The organism is Nocardia vermiculata NBRC 100427 (assembly GCF_001613265.1).
GTDB lineage: Bacteria > Actinomycetota > Actinomycetes > Mycobacteriales > Mycobacteriaceae > Nocardia > Nocardia vermiculata.
Map to the genome: position 1 here is coordinate 36,147 of NZ_BDCA01000039.1, position 19,370 is coordinate 55,516.

Annotated in this window: 13 protein-coding genes; 5 read left to right on the plus strand and 8 right to left on the minus strand. The window is 67.9% G+C overall.

Annotated elements, in window-relative coordinates; all coding sequences use genetic code 11:
• Positions 1-124 precede the first annotated feature (124 nt).
• Positions 125-3,046, plus strand: a complete 2,922-nt coding sequence (locus NV2_RS32500) for a MinD/ParA family ATP-binding protein (RefSeq protein ID WP_245662808.1) — start codon at positions 125-127, stop codon at positions 3,044-3,046.
• 6 nt (positions 3,047-3,052) lie between these two features.
• Here NV2_RS32500 and NV2_RS27845 read toward each other — a convergent pair whose 3' ends face one another.
• Positions 3,053-3,583, minus strand: a complete 531-nt coding sequence (locus tag NV2_RS27845) for a DUF4254 domain-containing protein (RefSeq protein ID WP_084475597.1) — start codon at positions 3,581-3,583, stop codon at positions 3,053-3,055.
• A 141-nt stretch (positions 3,584-3,724) separates the two neighbouring features.
• Here NV2_RS27845 and NV2_RS27850 point away from each other — a divergent pair, with 141 nt between their 5' ends.
• Together NV2_RS27850 and NV2_RS27855 are read left to right on the plus strand one after the other, a co-directional pair.
• Positions 3,725-4,564, plus strand: coding sequence for a GntR family transcriptional regulator (locus NV2_RS27850; protein ID WP_067880935.1), 840 nt, complete (start codon positions 3,725-3,727; stop codon positions 4,562-4,564).
• Positions 4,561-5,169, plus strand: a complete 609-nt coding sequence (locus NV2_RS27855; protein WP_084475599.1) for a GNAT family N-acetyltransferase — start codon at positions 4,561-4,563, stop codon at positions 5,167-5,169. Before NV2_RS27850 ends, NV2_RS27855 begins: the two co-directional genes overlap by 4 nt.
• Here the strand turns inward: NV2_RS27855 and eccCa are convergent.
• From eccCa to eccD, 3 genes are all read right to left on the minus strand, one after another.
• A complete protein-coding gene (gene eccCa, locus NV2_RS27860) occupies positions 5,151-9,236 on the minus strand; it encodes a type VII secretion protein EccCa (RefSeq protein WP_067880938.1) in 4,086 nt (1,361 codons plus the stop codon). The two genes, NV2_RS27855 and eccCa, sit on opposite strands and share 19 nt — an antisense overlap.
• A 4-nt stretch (positions 9,237-9,240) precedes the next feature.
• Positions 9,241-10,641 carry a type VII secretion-associated serine protease mycosin gene (mycP, locus tag NV2_RS27865; protein ID WP_245662809.1) on the minus strand — a complete coding sequence of 467 codons (1,401 nt, stop codon included), beginning with the start codon at positions 10,639-10,641 and terminating at the stop codon, positions 9,241-9,243.
• Positions 10,642-10,735: 94 nt separating this feature from the next.
• Entirely contained in the window at positions 10,736-12,181 is a 1,446-nt protein-coding gene (gene eccD, locus NV2_RS27870) for a type VII secretion integral membrane protein EccD (protein ID WP_168436103.1), read from the minus strand.
• A gap of 153 nt (positions 12,182-12,334) precedes the next feature.
• Here eccD and eccA point away from each other — a divergent pair, with 153 nt between their 5' ends.
• Complete coding sequence (eccA, locus tag NV2_RS27875) at positions 12,335-14,152, plus strand: type VII secretion AAA-ATPase EccA (protein ID WP_067880944.1); 1,818 nt, start codon at positions 12,335-12,337, stop codon at positions 14,150-14,152.
• A 55-nt stretch (positions 14,153-14,207) separates the two neighbouring features.
• Here the strand turns inward: eccA and eccB are convergent, their stop codons facing one another.
• Positions 14,208-15,704: a type VII secretion protein EccB gene (gene eccB, locus NV2_RS27880; RefSeq protein WP_067880947.1), complete on the minus strand. Its 1,497-nt coding sequence runs from the start codon at positions 15,702-15,704 to the stop codon at positions 14,208-14,210.
• Positions 15,705-15,819: 115 nt separating this feature from the next.
• On the opposite strand from eccB, the gene eccE reads away from it, so the two are divergent.
• Positions 15,820-17,571 (plus strand): type VII secretion protein EccE, encoded by a 1,752-nt coding sequence (gene eccE / locus NV2_RS27885; RefSeq protein WP_067880950.1) that lies wholly within the window; start codon positions 15,820-15,822, stop codon positions 17,569-17,571.
• A gap of 112 nt (positions 17,572-17,683) precedes the next feature.
• Here the strand turns inward: eccE and NV2_RS27890 are convergent, their stop codons facing one another.
• From NV2_RS27890 to NV2_RS27900, 3 genes are all read right to left on the minus strand, one after another.
• Positions 17,684-17,995: a WXG100 family type VII secretion target gene (locus tag NV2_RS27890; protein WP_067880953.1), complete on the minus strand. Its 312-nt coding sequence runs from the start codon at positions 17,993-17,995 to the stop codon at positions 17,684-17,686.
• A gap of 31 nt (positions 17,996-18,026) precedes the next feature.
• The gene (locus NV2_RS27895) at positions 18,027-18,365 is read right to left on the minus strand and encodes a WXG100 family type VII secretion target (protein WP_067880956.1); all 339 of its coding nucleotides are present in this window, start codon (positions 18,363-18,365) and stop codon (positions 18,027-18,029) included.
• A gap of 69 nt (positions 18,366-18,434) precedes the next feature.
• Positions 18,435-19,223: an ESX secretion-associated protein EspG gene (locus NV2_RS27900; protein ID WP_067880960.1), complete on the minus strand. Its 789-nt coding sequence runs from the start codon at positions 19,221-19,223 to the stop codon at positions 18,435-18,437.
• Positions 19,224-19,370 lie beyond the last annotated feature (147 nt).

Sequence of the window (19,370 nt, forward strand, 5' to 3'; positions counted from 1 at the left end):
ACTACCGCTGTCCAGAATCCGGTCGAGCAGATCCCAGGGGGACGCCCGTGAGCGTGCGCAGCGAGCGAGATATGGACGCCGCGCCCTCGAATCCGATCACCACGATTCCCGGTGAGGCGACGCCGTGAGTCGTGACAACAACGATCTGCCCATGTTGCCGCCGTGGCTGTCGGAGAACGACGTCACCCACACCGGCTACGAGGCACCCGTCCAGAACCTGCCGCACGAGGACTACATCCCCGAGGACAGTGGTCCACGACGGCGATTCTCCCGGAAATCCGACGATCAGCCGGAACCGGAGAAGAAGAAGCGCAAGCCGTGGCGCAAGGAGAAGGCCACCGAACAGCCGCGCACTCGCGAATCGTCCTGGGAGCCGCCCGCAGCGCGTTCGCAGCAGCACGCCCCGGCACCCGACCGGAGCAGCACCCACGACTCCGATTCCATGCCGTGGCAGCAGCATTCCCCCGAACCGGAGGCGGCGCAGGGGTACGCCCGACAGGGTTACGAACAAGCCTCCGCCTATGAGCCGGCTCCCCCTCGGCCCACCGACCCGAGATCCGGCCAGGACCTGCCCGCGGCGCCGGATTCCGCGCCGCAACCCATGGTTCCACCTGCCCCGCAACAGTTTTCCAGCGCTCCCGGACCGCTGGCCGCTACTCCGGACGCGTTGGACGCGGAGGCTACGACACGGGTAACCCGCACACCCCCGGAGCAGGCTGCACCGCCCGCGCGGCCGACTGCGGCACCGCAGGCCCCGCCGCAGCACCCCACGCCGGGGACGCCGTCCGCACCCACTCCGCCGCCGTATCCGAACTGGGCTGCAGCAAGTGCGGCCCCGGTCGAGCAGGCCGGCCCGCCACCGCGCCTCGGAGTTCCGGAAGGACACGAATCCGCGGCGCCGGCAGTCGGCGGTACCGCGGCCGAGGCGAGCAGTCCCCCGCGGGAGGGCGCGGGTTCGAGCGGTTGGCAGTTGCCGGCCACCACTGTCGAGGAATCGAACAGCGCACCAGCTGCCACCGAAACAAGCTCTGCCGCACCTGCACAGAGATCGACAGTCGACGAGACAGCACCGGCCTGGGTGAGTGGTCCGATGCCGGCCCAGCCGGACGGCATTCCACGGACCGGGCCGGGCACGAGCGAACCGGCACCGGTATCGGATGCTGTCCCGGTCACGGGGCACGGTGTCGAACCGCAGGCGAACACAGCGCACCCCGCCACGTTGGGCCACGACGCACTGGGCTCCCAGACCCCGGACGCGGGCGCGGCGTCGCCGCCGTCGGCGAGCGGAGCAGCCGCCGGTAGCACAGCACCGAATACCGACATACCCCGCGAGACACACTCGGGCAGTGCCGATTCCGCGGCCTCGCCGTACTGGAGCGGGCGCCACCGGCTTGTGGTTCCGGAACAACTGCGCCCGGCTCCCGCGCAGCCGCACCCTGCGCCGGCTTACGACCCTGCTGCCCCGGTGCAAGCACCTGGACCGGATCCGGTACACGGTGGCGGATCAGCGCAAGCCCCTGTGCCGCAGTCGGATCCGGCCCTGGCACAGCAGGCTTACGCTGCCGACAACCAGCAGTCGGCGCACGATGCTCGCACTGCGGGGCAGTATGCACCCACTGCGGCCCCGCACAGCACACCCGCGGCCCCTGCCCCGGAGTCGGCACCCACGCCGTATGAATCGGGCGCGGGTGCGCAGGCTCCCGGTCCGTACGACAGCCCGCCGGCACCGCAGGGTGTTTCACAGCCACGTATCCCGCAGCAGCGCCCGCCGACGGGGGAACTGCCCGTAGCGGATCAGCACGCACCGGTCGCGAACGCCGGCGGCTATCCGGGAGAGTCGCAGCAGAGCCCCGCGAACGGACCGGATCAGTACGCGCAGCCGCAGCAGTACGCGCAGCCCGATCCGTATACGCAGGGACAGCCCCCGGCGCAAGGGCAGCAATACGGTCCGGCCGAGCAGTACCAGCAGGTTCAGGGGTATCCCCAGGGCCCGCAGTACCAGCAGGGCCCCCAGTATCAGCAAGGCCCGTCCCATCAGCAGGGCCAGGCACCACAAGGCGCGCAGTATCAGCAGGGGCAGCAGGGTCCGCCACCGCAGTACGGACCGAACGGGCCCGGCCCGTCGCTGGAAGATGTGCCGATGCGGCGGGCCAAGAAGTCGCCCGGGTCGGGCTGGCGGCGCGCGGTGCACCATATGTCGGGCGGTGCCATCAACCCGGGTATGTCCGCCGAAGAACTGCGCCTGCAGGAACTGGTGGCGCGAATCCGGCAGCCGGTGCGCGGTGACTACCGCATCGCGACGTTGTCGTTGAAGGGCGGTGTCGGCAAGACCACCACGACCATGGGCATCGGCTCGATCTTCGCCTCGATTCGTGGTGACCGGGTCATCGCGGTGGACGCCAACCCCGACTTCGGCACTCTGTCGCAGCGGGTTCCGCTGCAAACTCGTTCCTCGGTGCGAGATCTGCTGCTGGACAGGTCCATCGGCAGTTACGGCGACGTGCGGCGGCACACCTCACAGGCGACCAGCCGTTTGGAAGTTCTCGCCAGTGAGCGCGATCCCGCGGCGTCCGAATCGTTCAGCGAGGACGAGTACCGCCAGGTGCTGCGGGTCCTGCAGCGGTTCTACAACATCATTCTCACCGACTGCGGCACCGGCCTGATGCATTCGGCGATGGCGGGTGTGCTGGATCTGGCCCATTCGCTGGTGCTGATCTCCTCGTCCGCGATCGATGGTGCGCGTAGCGCGGCGGCCACGCTGGACTGGCTGTCGTTGCACGGTCACGATCATCTGGTCCGCAATGCGGTCGTGGTGATCAACCTCCCGCGGGAAGGCTCGCCGAACGTGGCGATTCAGCATCTGCGGGAGTACTTCCTGGCCCGCTGCCGCGCCGTACACATCATCCCGTACGACCCGCACCTGGCCGAGGGCGCGGAGATCGACCTCGCCCGGCTGCACAAGAACACCAAGCGGGCCCTGGTCGAACTGGCCGCGACGGTCGCCGACGATTTCGCGACCGAACACCGGCACTTCGGCGGTTACTGAGCGGATTCACCAGGCCGGCAGGCGGCGCCTGCCGGCCAGCACGTCGCGCACCAGATCGTCGTAGCCGTCGGCCAATTCGACCAGGTGGTGCCAGGCACCGTGCAGCACATCGTCATCGGCGTTCAGGGTCATGAGGGCGTGATGCGCGTGCACTGCCGCTTCCGCCAGCCGGTCCATGACCGCGCCGACGGTCTCGGTGTGCAGGGGGGCACCGACCCGGTGCTGCGGCACCGTACGCGCCACCCAGTCGTCGATCGCCATGACCAGTTCTGTTCGACGCCTGTCGGTTTCGACCATCACCGCCGAATCCGGGTCCGGCGTGGAACCGCCCCGGCCGAGCTGACGTTCGTAGAGGACCGCCAGATCACGCGCGAACCACAGCAGCGGCCCACCCATGACGCGGTGCCCCCGGCATGCGCGTAACAGCCGGTCCGAATTGGGGAGCAGCTCGGCCGCCGGGAACTCGGCGAGCAGTGGTATCTGCGGTGCGTCGGGCAGCGCCACGATCACCGTCGGTGCTGTTTCCAAACCAGCCATTGCCTCGCCCGTCGTTGCCGTACAACCAATGGTCAGGACGTTCATTACAATAAACCTCTAAAAAAGTGTGTCAAGGGTCACACTCCGTAGCGAGGTGGCGGCGTAGAATTTTCTTTCTTGAAGTGACAACCGAGGAGCGAGATGGCCGCCGGTCCGAGGTATCAACGGATCGCCGATCTGCTGCGGGAAGCAATCCGCAACGGCACGTACGCACCGGGCGATCGGCTTCCCAGCCACAGCGAGCTGGCCGATCAGATGCAGGTCTCGATCACCACCGCCCGTAACGCCATTCAGGTGCTCGTCGCCGAGAATCTCCTGTTCACCGCCACTTCCCGGGGCACGATCGTGCGCAGCCGGGAAGTCCTGGAATCGGTGGTCACCAACCACATTCGCCGCGATCGCCCGAAGTCCGCGCACGATATCTTCTCCGAAATCGCGCGGGCCGCCGGACGCACTCCGGACAAGCAGTTCAGCGCACGGATGGAACCGGCCGGCGCGGATGTCGCGCATTGGCTCGGCGTGCCGAAGGATTCCTGGGTGGTCGCTCGCACCGTCGTGCAGTACCTGGACCACGAACCGTGGTCGTGGGAAGTCAGTTACTACCCCCGCGACCTGGCCGAATCCACCGGAATCGACTCACCGCACGACATTCCGGAGGGCACCACCCGGCGCTTGGCCGAACGCGGCTTCCCGGAGACCGCGCATCGCGACACGGTGGTGGCCCGCCCGGCCGACCCCGACGAGGCCGCCGTGCTGGGTGTGGCGGCGGGCACCGTACTGCTCGATCATCTACGCATCGGTGCCAGTGCCTCCCGGGTCATGCGGGTCTCTCGGCAGCGGTCACCGGCCGCCCGTAACAGGCTCGCCTACGAACTGGGCGACGACGAGGGCACCGCTCTGATCCGCAAAACCCTGGGGGCGCCGCATCCTCCGGGCAACTCCCATTCCTTCGGTCATTCACTGGTACCCGGTTCGCCATGACACTCCGCATTCGCAAGGCCCGCCCGGCCGACCTCGGCACCATCTGCCGACTACGGCTCCAGCGCACGGCCTGGCTTGCGGCAAAAGGATCGGAGCAGTGGCAGCGGCAGCACCACGGCCTGCCCATCGACCGGTTCGCCGATGCGGTGGCCGATTCGGTCGCGGCCGGCGAAACCTGGATGGTGGAGGTCGACGGCAAATCCGCGGGAACCATCACCGTCAACGATCGCGCCGATCCCGGCCTGTGGTCTGCGGGCGAACTCGCCGATGCGGTCTTCGTGCACTACATGATCGTCGATCGCCGGTTCGCCGGGCATCGGGTGGGCCGGGTCCTGCTCGCGCATGCGGCCGCGCTGGCCCGGTCCCACCACCGCACCTGGGTCCGGCTGGATGCCTGGACGACGAATGCCGAGCTGCATCGCTACTACCGCCGCGGTGGATTTCGGCTGGCCCGCATCGCGGACCCGGCCTCCAGCGGTCCGTCGGCGGCGCTGTTCGAGCGCCGCGCCGACAGTTGGCCCCCGGCGGACCATCTCCTGCGCGCGCATCGGCAGGCCGGTTGCGCCGATGCGGTGCACTGCTGCGGTCAGACCGGCGGCAGGTAGCTCACCTGCACCATCTCGTTGTCACGGGACCGGGAAACCAGGGTGCCTCGGCCCGGGGAAAGCTTTGTCGAGCGCACGTCACCGATGAGTTTGCCCTCGTCCTTGGGCGCCGACATGAGCAGTGTGTCCACCGACAGATCCTTCATCATCCCCAGCACCTTGTCGTAGAGCGCCCGCGACGCACCACCGGAACGGCGGGCCACGACCAGGTGCATACCGATGTCGCGAGCCTGCGGAATGAACTCCAGCAGCGGTTCCAGCGGATTTCCGGCACCGGTGGCGACCATGTCGTAGTCGTCGACGACGATGTAGATCTCCGGGCCGGTCCACCAGCTGCGGTCCCGCAGCTGCTTCGGGGTGATGTCCGACCCCGGAATTCGTTGCCGCAGATAGGCGGCGACCTCTCGGAGCATGTCGAAGGAGGTCTGAGCGGAGGTCGAGTAACCCGCCAGCTGCTGGCCTTCGAGCACCCCGAGCATGGTGCGCCGATAGTCGATGAGAATGATCCGTGCCTGGTCGGCGGTGGAGTTCTCGGTGACACCGAGAACGATATTGCGCAGCAGTGTGGTCTTGCCGCTCTCCACGTCGGCGAATGCCATCAGATGTGGCTGTGCGTCGAAATCCAGGACTGCGGGTGCCAATTCGTTCTCGCCCAGGCCGATGACAACCCGGGTGGCGCCTTGTTCGATACCGCGCTTGCCGACCTCGGCCAGCACCTGTTCGCGCGACAAGCGCAGCGGCAGCATGCGTACGGCCGGAGCGCGACGATCACCGTAGAGTTCGGCGAACTGGCTGCGAGCCAGGGCGATGCCGTCGGGCAGGGTGCCGGCGTCGGAGACCGAGTCCAGCCGCGGCAGTGCGACCAGCATATGGAGTTTGTCCGGGGTGAGACCTCTACCGGGGCGGCCCATCGGCACCGATACGGCCGTGCGGCGATCCATCTCGGAGTCGCTGGGATCACCGAGGCGCAGTTCGAGTCTGGTGCCGATGAGATCCTTGACCGCGGGCCGGATCTCACCCCACCGGGTGGCCGCGATCATCAGGTGGATGCCGTAGGACAGTCCCTGCGCGGCGATGGCGTTGAATGCCTGTTCCAGAGCATCGAATTCGGACCGGATGGTCGCCCAGCCGTCCACGACGAGAAAGACGTCGCCGAACAGATCCTGCGACAACGGATCGGCGGCCTGCTCGGCCGGACTCCGGGCCGCCAGTTCCGCTTTCCGGCGACGGAACTCGTGGATCGACTCGATTCCCAGCGCACGGAAACGCTCTTCGCGCTGATGCAGCAGGGTCAGAATCTCCGCGACCGTGCGACGGACCCGGTCGATATCCATCCGCCCGGCGACCGAACCGACGTGCGGGACATCGGCCAGGCCGGCCAGGGTGCCACCACCGAAGTCCAGGCAGTAGAACTGCACCTGCTCCGGAGTATGGGTGGCCGCGGCGGCCATGATGATCGAGCGCACCGTGGTGGATTTCCCCGACTGCGGCCCGCCGACGACGGCCAGATTCCCCTGTCCCGCGGACAGATCCACGGTGAGCACGTCGCGCCGCTGCTCGTAGGGCTTGTCGATGACTCCGATCGGCCACCACAACCGGCCGTGCCGGTTCGCCGGCGAACGCCAATCCGGATCGGGCAGCAACATATCCACCGACGGTGACTCGTCCAGGGGTGGCAACCACACCTCGTGCGCCGGGCGGCCATGACCTCGGAGCCGATCCACCACCACCCCGAGCAAGGTCTTCGGCACTGCGTCGGCCGGCGCACCCGGTGGTGGTGCGAGCTCCGATTCGGCCTCGGGCGAGCCGGGCGGTGGCGGCAGATCGGGCAGGCCAGGAGGTCCAGGCACCGGCGCCGCCACCGGGGTGCGGACCTCGACCGGTCCCGCGGTGAACACCACCGGATCCTGACCGATCCCCCGCCGGGTGCTGCCGGTCCGGCCCGGCGTGCTGGGGACCGGTGATTCGTAGGATCCGGAGACGTAACAAGCGTTGAACCGCAACGGATCGTCGGCATCGCTCTTGAGGTAGCCCGACCCCGGAACGCTGGGCAGGTGGTAGGCGTCGGTGATGCCGAGGACCGCGCGGGATTCGTTGGCGGAGAAGGTACGCAGGCCGATGCGGTAGGACAGGTGTGAGTCCAGGCCGCGCAGCTTGTTCTCCTCGAGGCGCTGCGAAGCCAGTAGTAGATGTACTCGCAACGAGCGCCCCAGGCGCCCGATCATTACGAACAGGTCGGCGAAATCCGGTTTCTGCGACAGCAGTTCGGAGAACTCGTCGACGACGATGAACAGTGCGGGCAGCGGATCCAGGGCGGCACCGGCGGCACGCGCCCGCTCGTATTCGGTCACATTGGCGAAGTTGCCGGCGGAGCGCAGCAGTTCCTGGCGCCTGGTCATCTCGCCCGACAGCGCGTCCTTCATGCGATCGACCAGGGCGATCTCCTCTTCGAGGTTGGTGATCACCGCGGCGACGTGCGCCAAGGAATCCAGCCCGAGGAAGGTGGCGCCGCCCTTGAAGTCGACCAGCACCATATTCAGCTGATCCGGCGAATGGGTGCTCACCATCGACAGCACCAGGGTCCGCAGGAATTCCGACTTGCCCGACCCCGTCGCGCCGATGCACAGCCCGTGCGGGCCCATCCCGTTCTCGGCGGACTCCTTGATGTCGATCTCGACCGGGGTGCCGTCGGGGGTGATGCCGATCGGCACCCGCAGCCGTTCCCGGTCGTTGCGGTGGCGCCACACCGTACCGGCGTCGATCTGCGCGGCATCGGGGATCTTCAGCAGTTCCATCAGCCCGGGAACAGCCCGTGACTCGTCACCGAGGCTGACGATCTGGGCGGCGGTGGCCACCCGGTAGCGGGCCAGGGCCCGGACCAGCGTCTGCGCCTCGGCGATCGTCACCCGGTCCGCGGTGGCGAACTGCTCCACGCCCGCTGCCGATTTCGCGGCGACGGTGCCGTCGCCGACCACGAGTTGCAGGCCGCGGCGTACCGCCAGGCCGGTTTGCGGTGCGGTCAGGTCGAGCACTGTCACCGAGTCCAGGCCCGCATCGCTGACAATGCGTTCGGTGCCACTGACATAGCCGTCGTCGATGATCACCAGCAGGTGGATCCGGCCGGCGGTGGGCTGGGCATTGCGCATGAACCGGCCGCGTTCGAGTAGTTCGGCCGCCATCGCTGTTTCCAGTTCGGCCAGCGACCGGTACATCATCCGGACCGGACCCATGCCGTCGCGCTCGACTGGATGCTGCAGGTGCGGAATCCATTTCGCCCACGACCAGGCGTCGGCGTCGGGATCGGCACAGATGATCGCGACCGCGGCGTGATCGGGGCCGTGGAAGGTCACATACTCCATCAGCATGGCGCGAACCAGCATGCGGGCATCGTCGGTGGCGCCCTCGACATTGATCGCCGGGAAGGCGCGCAGCGACAACGCCGTGGGCAGTCCGTGCACGACCGAGTGGGTGCGTACGAACCGCCGCAACGCCACGGTCGACACCGGCTCCAGATCCTCGAGCGGACCGGTTTCGGGCCGGGCGAGCTTGGTGGCGAGCCGGTGACTTCCGATACCGACTCGGATGTGACCGAAATCCGGGTCGTTGGGGCGGCGTTCCCACATCCGGCGAGTACCGGCCAGCGTCCGCAGGTCGGCCGGCTCGGGGTGACTCCAGGTCAGCGATTGCAGTTGTGCTCCACCGGTTTTGCGTACATCGCGACGCACCTGGTCGAGATAGCGGAAGTAGTCCTTGCGCTCCTCGTTGAGCTCGGCGGCACGTTTGGGGCCACCGGAGCCCCGCATCCCGGCCATCATGCCGACCATCGACATCAGCATCATCATCGGGAACATCAGCATGAAGGGGTTGGCGAGCAGGTTGCGCCCCATCATCACCATCATCGCGATCATGCCGACCACCGCCACGACCATGACCACGGGCATGAGCCGCATCAGCAGTGCGGGCGGGACCGGTCGTGGGATCTCCGGTGGGGCGGTCAGGGCGACTTCGCCGCCCGGTGCGCGCGGCGGGGCGATGCGCGGGCGGCGCACGAAACCGTCGGTGGACATGGTCCTACGCTCCTCGGGACGACTCGGGACCGTTCGGGTCCGAGGTGGTGGAAAGGATTCCGGCTGCCGGATCGTCGATGATCCGCTCGGGTCGCGCGCGGCGGTACGGCGCGGCGGCGGCCCATCCGATGGCCAGCAGCACCGGCAGCGCGATGGAACCGATGATCGCCACCCGACGTGGTACCGGGTCGGGCCCGGGGTCTGGTGTCGGCGCAGCGATCGCTCGGGGAATCCCGACAGCCTGCTCCGCCGGTGGCGGTAGTGGGGCAGTGAGAGCGGCGACCGGATCGATCAGCCCGTAGCCGACCCGATCGTCGCGCCCGGCGCCCGGATTGTGCGCAGTACGTTCGATCCGATCGATCACCTGTGCTGCGGTCAGATCCGGAAATCTGCTGCGTACCAGGGCTGCCAGCCCGGAGACGAACGCGGCCGAGAAGCTGGTGCCGTCGATGGTCAGCGGTCCGTCGTCACCGTGTTCGGTGTCGACCAGGCCGGTGCCGCCCGGTGTGCTGTCGAGCGAGGTGATCGCGCGCCCGGGTGCGGCGACACCCACCCACGGCCCGTTGAGCGAGAACGGGGAGGTGGCGCCGTCCGGGTCGGTGGAGGCGACCGACAGCACATACGGCGTGAACCAGGCCGGGCTGACGACGGTGCGCAGCCCGTTCCAGCCGCTGGTGTCGTTCTGCACCGCGCAGGCCGCCCGGTCGAGATTGCCGGCCGCCGCGACCACCACCACATTGCGGTCGGCCGCATACTTCACCGCCGCACCGAGCGCACCGTCCGCGGTATCCGAACCCGCGGGGCTGCAGGAGACCTCGGAGATGTTGATGACTGTCGCACCCAGGTCGACCGCGCGCACGACGGCCGCCGCCATCGTCAGCACATCTCCGTAACCGCCCGCGGCGACCTTGCCCGCAGCGTCGTGACTGCGATTCTTCGCCTCGTACTGCAGACTCAATTGCCGGATGGCCAGGATCTGGGCCTGCGGCGCCACGCCGACGAAGGCATCCGCCGGGCTGGGCCGTGCGGCGATCAAACCGGCGACCAGGGTGCCGTGCCCGTCGCAGTCCTCGGTGCCGTCGCCGGCGCTGACGAAATCGCCACCCGGTTGCAGCTCCGGCAGCCGGGGATGGCGGTTGACCCCGGTGTCGACGACGGCGACCTTCTGACCGGCACCACGACTGAACTTCCAGGCCCGCTCGAGATCGAGGATCCGTTGCGGCAGCGGCGGATCGTGCGGCACCGCGCCGGCCAGATACGGCTGGGCGCATACCGCGCGTTTCTCGGTCTCGTCCGGCGGCCCGTTCTTCGCGTTCACTGCCAGCGCAGGCCCGAGCGCACCCACATCGATCGTCGGTGGGGCAACGGCCGACGCGAGACCCACACCGGACGGCAGTGCCGGCACAGCACCGAACAGTGCCGAGCCGAGTATCGCCGCGGCGGCCAGTATTCGGAGCCCGCGCCCCGTCCTTGCACAGCACACCACAGTCGTCGTCCGTTCAGATGTTGCGGGCCGCGGAGTAGACGTCCATCAACCACAGTGACAGCGGCACGATCACGATGATCAGCAGGTACTCGACGATCTCGATGATCCGTCGCACCACCGGTGAGACGTCCGCCCGTGGGCCGAGCACACCGAAGCCGACCACGGCGGCGGCCGTGACCAGCAGGACGCCCGCGCCGCCGCTGCGCCAATCCGGTTGGGACACCGCTAGACCCGTCATGGTCACCAGTGCCACCACGGCGCCGCCGGCTATGAGGGTCGAGGCCTGGATCAGGTCGGCGTAGGCACGTCCGCGCAGGCACAGCACCACCGCGGTGACCACGGCCAGGGCCGGCCCCTGCCAGCGCGGCTCGCCCAGTGGGTCGGCCGCCAGAATCGCACCGAATCCGGCTGCGAGCGTGCACCCGGCGAGAATTCCGGACTGGTACCGGTTCGCGGCGCGGGCCCGATGTTCCAGCCCGGCCGCCGACGGGAGCGCAGTGGCGCCGATGACCCCGATATCGGCGATCGTGGGTCGCGGTTCGTGGTCGGCCGGGTCGATGGCCGCACCGGCGGTCGGCACCGGAGGCACCGGCAGCCGGGCCGCGGCCACGGCCAGCCGCGGTGCCAGCGTGATCAGCACCAGGCCCGCGATGACCGCGCCCACGGCGATCTTCGGAATGTCGAAGTCCCACAGCATGCGCACGGCCGCAGTCACGGCGAGGATCGCTGCGGTGGTGACCACTGCGGCGACCATCAGTTCACCGACCCTGGTCGCCGAGTACAACCCCGCTGCGACAACCAGTGCGGCCACCGCCGCGAACAGCAGATGTGGTGATCCCGCGGCCCCCGGTGTGAGCAGGCCGGCACCGGCACCCAGAAGCATAACGGCGCAGAGCGACACCACGATTGCGGTGCTCTGCTCGGACGGGTACCGGCGGGCGACGATCACCGCCGCACCCGCGGCGAGCAGACCGGCGCCGAGCGCGATGAACCCGTTCAGAATTCCGGTCCCCTTGCCCGCCAGCAGAACCGCGGTCGCGAAGACCACCGCGACCGCACCGGCGGTCAGTCCCATGACACGCGCGGCCGTCGCAGACCAGGCGTTGGCGGACTCGGAGGTGAGCCGCGAGACCGCGTCGATCACATCGTCGAACAGCGCGGGCGCCTCCTGGGTGGTCACCGAGCGCAATACCAGCAACTCACCGTCGAACACCTCTGCGTCGGTGAGAGTTTGATGCGGCGGGATCGGCTCCCGGCCGACGCGGGCGAGCGTCCAGTGCTGGGCACGGACCGGGGCACCCTCGTCGTGTTCGGTCAGGTCGGGATTGCGGGAATCGATCAGCTCGACCAGGTCGGCGATGTATGCGACGACCGGCACGGTCGCCGGCAACCCGACATCGAGTTGCGTATTTCCGCCGATCACCGATACTCGGCACAATTCCGGGTCAGCGGCAGACATGCCGCTGCTCGACGACTCGGTCACGGATTACAGAACTCCCTACGATTTCCGTCGCTGTATTGCGACGGTACAAACTTAACCGACATCGACCGTAACGGCAGCCGCTATGCTGAGCGACAATTGGCACATTCTCGCGTTTAGGGGACCTTCCGTATGACCGGCAACCGTCAAGCACAACGCGCCTTCGATGCCGGCGTCCTGTCATTGGGCATCGCCATCGACGGCCAGGAATCCACGCCCGATCCGGAATACGCGAAACTCGCTTTCCAGCGCGCCACCGAATGGGACCCGGATATGTGTGACGGCTGGCTGGGCCGGGCCGCGGCCGGGGAGACGACACCCGAGGTGGTGTTCAACCTGTACCGGACCAGCGGTTCGACCCTGTTCCGCGAACAGCGCCGGCTCGGCCTGCCACCGCGGCAGCTGGCCGGGCGGTTCGTGGTGGGTCAGTACATCGACTATCCGCTGGCCGGATACACCGAGATCTGGCTCGCCTATGCCACGCAGCTCATCGCCGCGGGCGACTACGACGACGCGGAGCGGGTGCTCGACGAGCTGGCCCGGCACCGCGCCGGCCTGCTGTCCCAGCCGGATCGCGAACTCGACGACCGGATCTGCGGGTACGTGCGCGGTCTGCTGCATTTCAGCACCCAGCGCTGGCCCGATGTGATGACGGTGCTGGCCGGGTCCGCGCAGTGGCAGGACACATATCTGGCCGCGGGTGCGCACGTCATGGTCGGTACCGCCTGCGCACAACTGGGCCTGTTCGGGGAGGCGATCCAGCGGATGGAGGCCGCCGAGAGCGGCCCGATTCCGGCCGCGGCCACCACCGCCCGGTTCTGCCGAGGCCTGTGCCTGCGCGAGATGGGACGCGAGGAGGAGGCGCAGGCCCTGTTCGAGAAGGTGTTCTCCGAGGCGCCGGACTTCGAGGCCAATACCCAGGCCATGCGCGATCGCAAGTTCCGCTTGACGGTCACCACCAGGGAACTCATCGACGCCCGCACCGACCGCTGGGACCCTGCCTCGGCACCGACCGCCGAGCAGGTCGAGAACGCCGAGCGTGACGACCGGGCGAAACATCTGCTCGAGGTCGCCCGCGCGGAGCTGGACGAGCAGATCGGCCTGGCGGCGGTGAAAACTCAGGTGGCGAAACTTCAGGCCACCGCACAATTGGCGAAGATTCGTGCCGAGAAAGGAATGTCGAGCGCACCGCGCGGACAACACCTGGCGTTCACCGGCCCGCCGGGAACCGGTAAGACAACCGTTGCCCGAGTGGTGGCAAAAATTTACTGCGGATTGGGTTTGTTGAAAACCGATCGACTCGTCGAGGTAAAGCGTTCCGATTTCGTAGGTGAACATTTGGGAAGCACCGCGATAAAAACGAACAAACTCATTGATTCCGCAATGGACGGTGTGCTGTTCGTCGACGAGGCGTACACCCTCATTCAGGCCGGCCTGTCCGGTGGTGACGCGTTCGGCCGCGAGGCGGTGGACACCCTGCTGGCCCGGATGGAGAACGATCGCGATCGGCTGATCGTGATCATCGCCGGCTACGACGGCGAGATCGACCGCTTCCTCGCCTCCAACGACGGGCTGGCATCCCGCTTCGCGAAGCGGGTGAAGTTCGATTCCTACACCCCGGAGGAGCTCGGACAGATCGGTCAGTTCATTGCCGGCAAACGCGATTCGATGATCGCCACGGAGGCGCTGGGGCTGCTGCAGGCCGCATGCACCGAACTGTACGAGGGACGCGTGGCCGACGGCGGCGGTGAGCAACGGCGCGCGATCGACCTGGCCGGGAACGGCCGCTTCATCCGGAACGTGGTCGAGGCGGCGGAGGAGGAACGCGAGTTCCGGTTGGCCACCGATGATTCCATCGATCTGTCGGCGGTGGACGAGGCGGTCCTGATGCGGATCGACGGGGCGGACATGGCCGCGGCACTCGACGGAGTACTGGGCGGATTACGCTGACACTGCGGGATTTACGAGCGCCGGCCGCGTCGTGACGGTCGGCACCGCGCTGAGCTCAGTTGTTTCTGCCGGGCGGCGGAACGGGGCGGGCACAGGCGGTGGCGGCGGCCTCCGAGTCCGGGCACTGCGGGAGACTGTCGTGGCTCATCAGCGCATCCTGCCGGGACAGTTGGGGCCCCGCCGGTAATGCCTCCACGATGGGCTTCGGTGCCGGCTTCACGACCTTCGGCATGCCGAGCATCGCCGCGGTGCCGGTGTCCGGGATTCCGTACCGTATCCCGTTGTCGCCCACGAAGAACAGCGTTCCGTTGTCGACCGCCCCCGGTTCGGTACCGACCGATCGGACGAATTCTCCGGTGCCGGGACGGACGTAGACCGCGTCGATCCGGTCGCCGCCACCGTCGGCGGTCGCCGGGACCACCGGCACCGCATCCTCGGGCAGCGGCAGGGCGGGACCGGCCGACAGGTGCACTGCCGCCTCGGCATCATGGCTGCCGCGACTCCAGGACAGGCAGATCACCGGATCCGTGTCGGGCGCCCGCACGAGCGGTACCTGCTGCGGAAAGTCGTCGACCGGCAGGGTGTCGCGCACCGGGATGCCCGCCAAGCGGTCCGGCGGGACGGTCGTGATGTCGGCCATCCCCTGTGAGTTCGCGTCACGGATGATCCCGGCCGTGAACGGGGTGATCCGCTGCACGCCGTCGGCCAGCACGACATACAGTTCGTCGCTGTCCACGCCGTGTACGCGGACCACACCGCCGACCGGGATATCGCTCAGCGCACCAGGGCCCGGCTCCCCGTGCCGTGCGATCTCCGGGACCGCCAGGGGCGGTACGGGTTCGGTGGCGGCGAGCAGTGCACTGCCGATCGGACGCGGACGCTGATCGCCGAGCCCCAGCGAACGCCCGAGTACCGCGTCGCCCGGATCGATGCGAGCGCGCTTACCGTCGTAGATCAGGAAGGTCTCGTCACCGGACGTCGCCAGCAGTGCCTGATCGGCCGGCATCGGCGCGGCACGGGTGCCGCCGGGTGAATCGTCCAGGGGGCCGGCGATGATCGTCGTCGACGGTCCGGGCGCCGCCGCGGACGGCAGCAGGTTGTCGCAGATCGTCCAGATGGATCGCTCGGCGTCACCGGGGCCGGGTAGTGCGCCCGGGGCGCCCGGTATCCCCAGCAGCGGTCCGCGCGGCTGAGTCAGCTTGCTGTCCTTCACCGACGCCGGCGAGGCGGCGGAGCCCGTGACGAGCCGAGCCGAAGCGAGGTTCAGCACCGGATGCAGGGTGTCGTCCACCATCACGTAGAGCGCGCCGGACTCCTTGCCCACCAGGATCTTCGAGTCACCGACTGCCCCCTGAGGACGCAGGAAGGCGAGGATCGCGGCACCGGCCACGACGAGCACGCCCAGGACAGCGCCGATGACCAGCGAGCGGAACTGAGTACGCATGGGATCGTGCAGCATCCGCACGTCGTGGCGCACCAGCGCATGTTCGTAACGCTTCAGCAGGAAACGGTAGCCGTTGACTTGGGCACGGGTGGTCAACTGCGCCGGCACAACTGCCTCCGAGAACTCCGAATTCCAACAACACATTTCGACCGCGCCGGCACCGATATTGCCGAACGCTCCGACAGACTAGCGAATATCGATGCACTCGGTCCATGATGTGCTCATGAACTCCACCACGCGCGGAGAAATAGACACACCGCTCGAGAATCAGGGCGACAGCGCTTCCGAGATTGCCGTCGACACACCCGAATTGCGCTCCGACGAGTACTGGCTGTTCTACCTGTTTCCGCTGCACCTGACGCTTCTGGTGCTGGTCACAGCTGCTACGAGCGCCTTCGTGGCAAGGATTTTCACCGCCGTATGGTGGTTTCCCGTCCTAGTCGCAGTCATTATCGTAATAGTCACACTCACCCCCGTTCGCCGAGTATCTCTCGCGCACTATCTGAACCGCGCAATATCATTTCGTGGCCGATTGTTCGGAAAGCGTTCTGCTGCCGTTCAACATTCGCCGTTCGATGTTCCACTACCCGACGGCGGTAGTTACGGTATGCGCTGGGACGGTGATCGGCTGATCACCATGTTGCGTATCGACGCGCAGCCGCGAACGGTGACCAGGCTGAGTCCCAGCGGCCTGCTCGGTGAGGATGTGTTGCCGCTGGCGGAACTCGCGCGCTGCCTCGATCAGTTCGATATCCGGCTCGCCGCGATCGATGTTATCGGCACCGGCTCGCGCAGCGCGGGTACCGGGCCGGTGGCACGGGCTTACGAGAGCATCCTCGGTCCGTTACCGGCGGTGGCGCACCGGACCGTCTGGGTGGTACTGCGATTGGATCCGCTCGCCAATGCCGCGGCGGTGGATCGGCGCGGCGGTGGCGGCGAAGGCACCCTCCGCGCGGCAACGGTAGCGACCCGGCGAGTAGCCAATCGACTGGCAGCGCGCGGACTTTCGGCGATCGCACTGTCGGCGACGGAAATGAGCGAGGCCGTTGCCCAGCTCACCCTCGGCGCCGCACCGGCGGAGTTCCACGAATCTGCCGACAGTCTGTCACACAACGGTTTTCACCATGTCAGCTACCGGATGACTCCGGAAGCGCTGGGACCACGCGGGATCGCAGGGGTGTGGTCCACGCCGACGGTCGCCTCCACTATCACGGTGCGACTGCAGCGAGTGCCGGACTCCGTGCGGGACACCGGCTCGATCGCGGTCACCGCCCTCGCCCGTTTCACCACCCGCGATACTCCGTGCCGGGTTCGGCCTTCCGGATTGGTGCCACTTCCCGGAAATCAGCGCCGTGCCATGCTTTTCAGCCTGCCCCTGGGCAGCGGCGTGCCCGCGCTCCCACTGGACAGCTACCTCGGGCCGCCGGATGCCCTCGACCGGGTTCCGCTGCCCATCGCCGGCTGCGGACAGCTGGTCGGTGCCGACAGCTCCGGGCAGGGGGTAGCGCTGCCGCTGGTGAGTAGGCAGGTGCGCCGCGTCGAGGTGATCGGCTCGGCACTGGTCGCCAAACAGGTCGTCCTGCGTGCCGTCGCGCTCGGTGCGAGCGTCGTCGTGCACACGAATCGGCACGACGAATGGCGGCCGATGGTCGGCCGTGTCGGCATGCCGCAGGCACTGTCCCTCGCGACCTGGTCGGCAGGTTCGCAGCAGGCCAGTTCGTACCGCTTCGCGACCATGGTGGTGTTCGACGGCATCGCACCGAGCGGTCAGCATTCCGACGCGACGGTACTGCTGCTGCACCGGCACGGGCAGATGGCCGACGGATTCGCCCCCGATGTGACCCTGCTCGAAGATCCGGCCACCGCCAACCTCGTCACGGTGCGCACCGAGTCCGGCGAGACCCGCGTACGTATGGTGGCCACCCCCGACGAACTGCGCTATGTCGGTGCACCACCACCGGCGGTTCCGGCCTGACCAGCCACCACTGTGCCCGGCCGGTCGGCACCACGGGCCGGGTCTCGGAACGGCGAAGGCCCGCCCGGACACGAGTTCCGGGCGGGCCTTCGTGGTCTCCGTTTGCGTCCGATCAGCCGCCGAATCCCTGCGACACGACCTTGTCGGCCGCCGACGCATTGTTCATCGCCTGCTGGACCGCCTTGGACAGGGCCGAGATCTTTCCCATCGTGGTGTTGGGGTCGGCCTCGTTGTTCACATCGCCGAACTCCTGGTCCCACTTACGCTTCGAGGTCTGAAACGCTTCGAGGCCGGCGTTGCCCTCCCAGGACTGCGCGAGGTTGGCCGCGCAGCTCTGCAGGTTCTCGGACTCGGTCCGCAGGTTCTTGTGGAAGTCCTCCAGCAGCTCGGAGAGCTCTTGCAGAACTGTTCTCTCGTACAGCATGGCGCTACCTTTCGTGTGGTGGTGGTCGGACTCAGGCGCCCAGGTTCGTCATTCCGCCGGTCTGCGAGATGAGGGTGCGGAACTCGTTCTCGTTGTCCTGCTCGAGGCCGGTGTAGGTCTTGTTGCCGTGGCCGACCTGCCCGGTCATCTCGTCGAGGATCTTGTTCAGCCGCGCGGCTTCCTGATCCCAGTCGTCACCGGCCTTCTTGCAGGCGTCGAAGGCCGAGCCCTGCCAGCCGCGCTTGGCGGAGTCCACCGCCTCGGTCACGCGGGCGATGGTGGCGCGAATCTGATCTACCGAGTTGCCCATATCGGTCTCGGCCTTGCTGGTTGTGGCTGCTTCGTTACTGACTCTCTGCTGATCGGACATCGAAGTCCCTTTCTGTGTCGTCGAACTGATTCCGGTGCTCTACAGGTGGTCTCGGTCGCGGCGGTCGATTCAGGGCAGCCACCTTCCGCCGGGCAGGGTGGCGATCAGCGCCGTGACCGCCTGCGCCACGCGATGTGCGGAGCCCGGCGTGAAGGTGGACCACAGACGCAGGTCCGCGGCGAGACCCGGACTGGCCACGATCCGGCCCCGCTCGGTGTCGTACACCGCCACGGCGCCGGAGGATCTGGTGATACAACCCTCGTCATGGGCATAGGCGACGATCTCGGTGCGAGCACGGCAGCACGACAGGGCCATCCCGAATTCGATCGCCGCCCGTTCGTCCACGGCCACGCCGTGCAGGGCTTCCGCGAATTCGGACGGGCGCGCGACGTCGTCCAGGCGCCGGGACAATTCGTCGGTGGGACAGCCGAATCCGGTGATGTCCGCCGGCTCGGCCGGGCCGAGCACGTCCAGTATCGGCCGAGCCAGGGACGCGCCGTCCTCGTCGGCCCAGAGAGTGCACACCTCGATGTCGTCACCGCTGCGGACCGCCACCGCGTGCTCGACACCACGCCGCGCCACACACACACGGCGCACGCCGGACTCGGTACAGACCCGTGCCGCCAGCTGTCGTTCGGGACGAGCCAGAATCATCAGCGCCGCACCGATATCGAGGTCGATGTCGTCGTAGCTGTCCACGAGTCCGGTGTCACGTAGTTCGCGTAGGGCAGCCGCCCGCGCGGCGGTGAACGCAGCACGGGAATCCTGACGCGGCCCGACCGCGAGTACGGTCGGCAGGGTTTGCACACCGAGCAGTTCGGCGACGGCGAGCACCGCATCGTTGGTCAAGGTCGCCACGGCTGTCCTCGCTCGGGTTCGGCAATGCCGCGGGGGGACGGCTCGGCCGTGCCGGGCGCCGCCTCGATACCACCGAGAACTGCCGGCACGACGGCGGATCCGGCGTCGGCCTCGAAGGTCGCCACCGCCGACGTGCTCGCGGCGCCG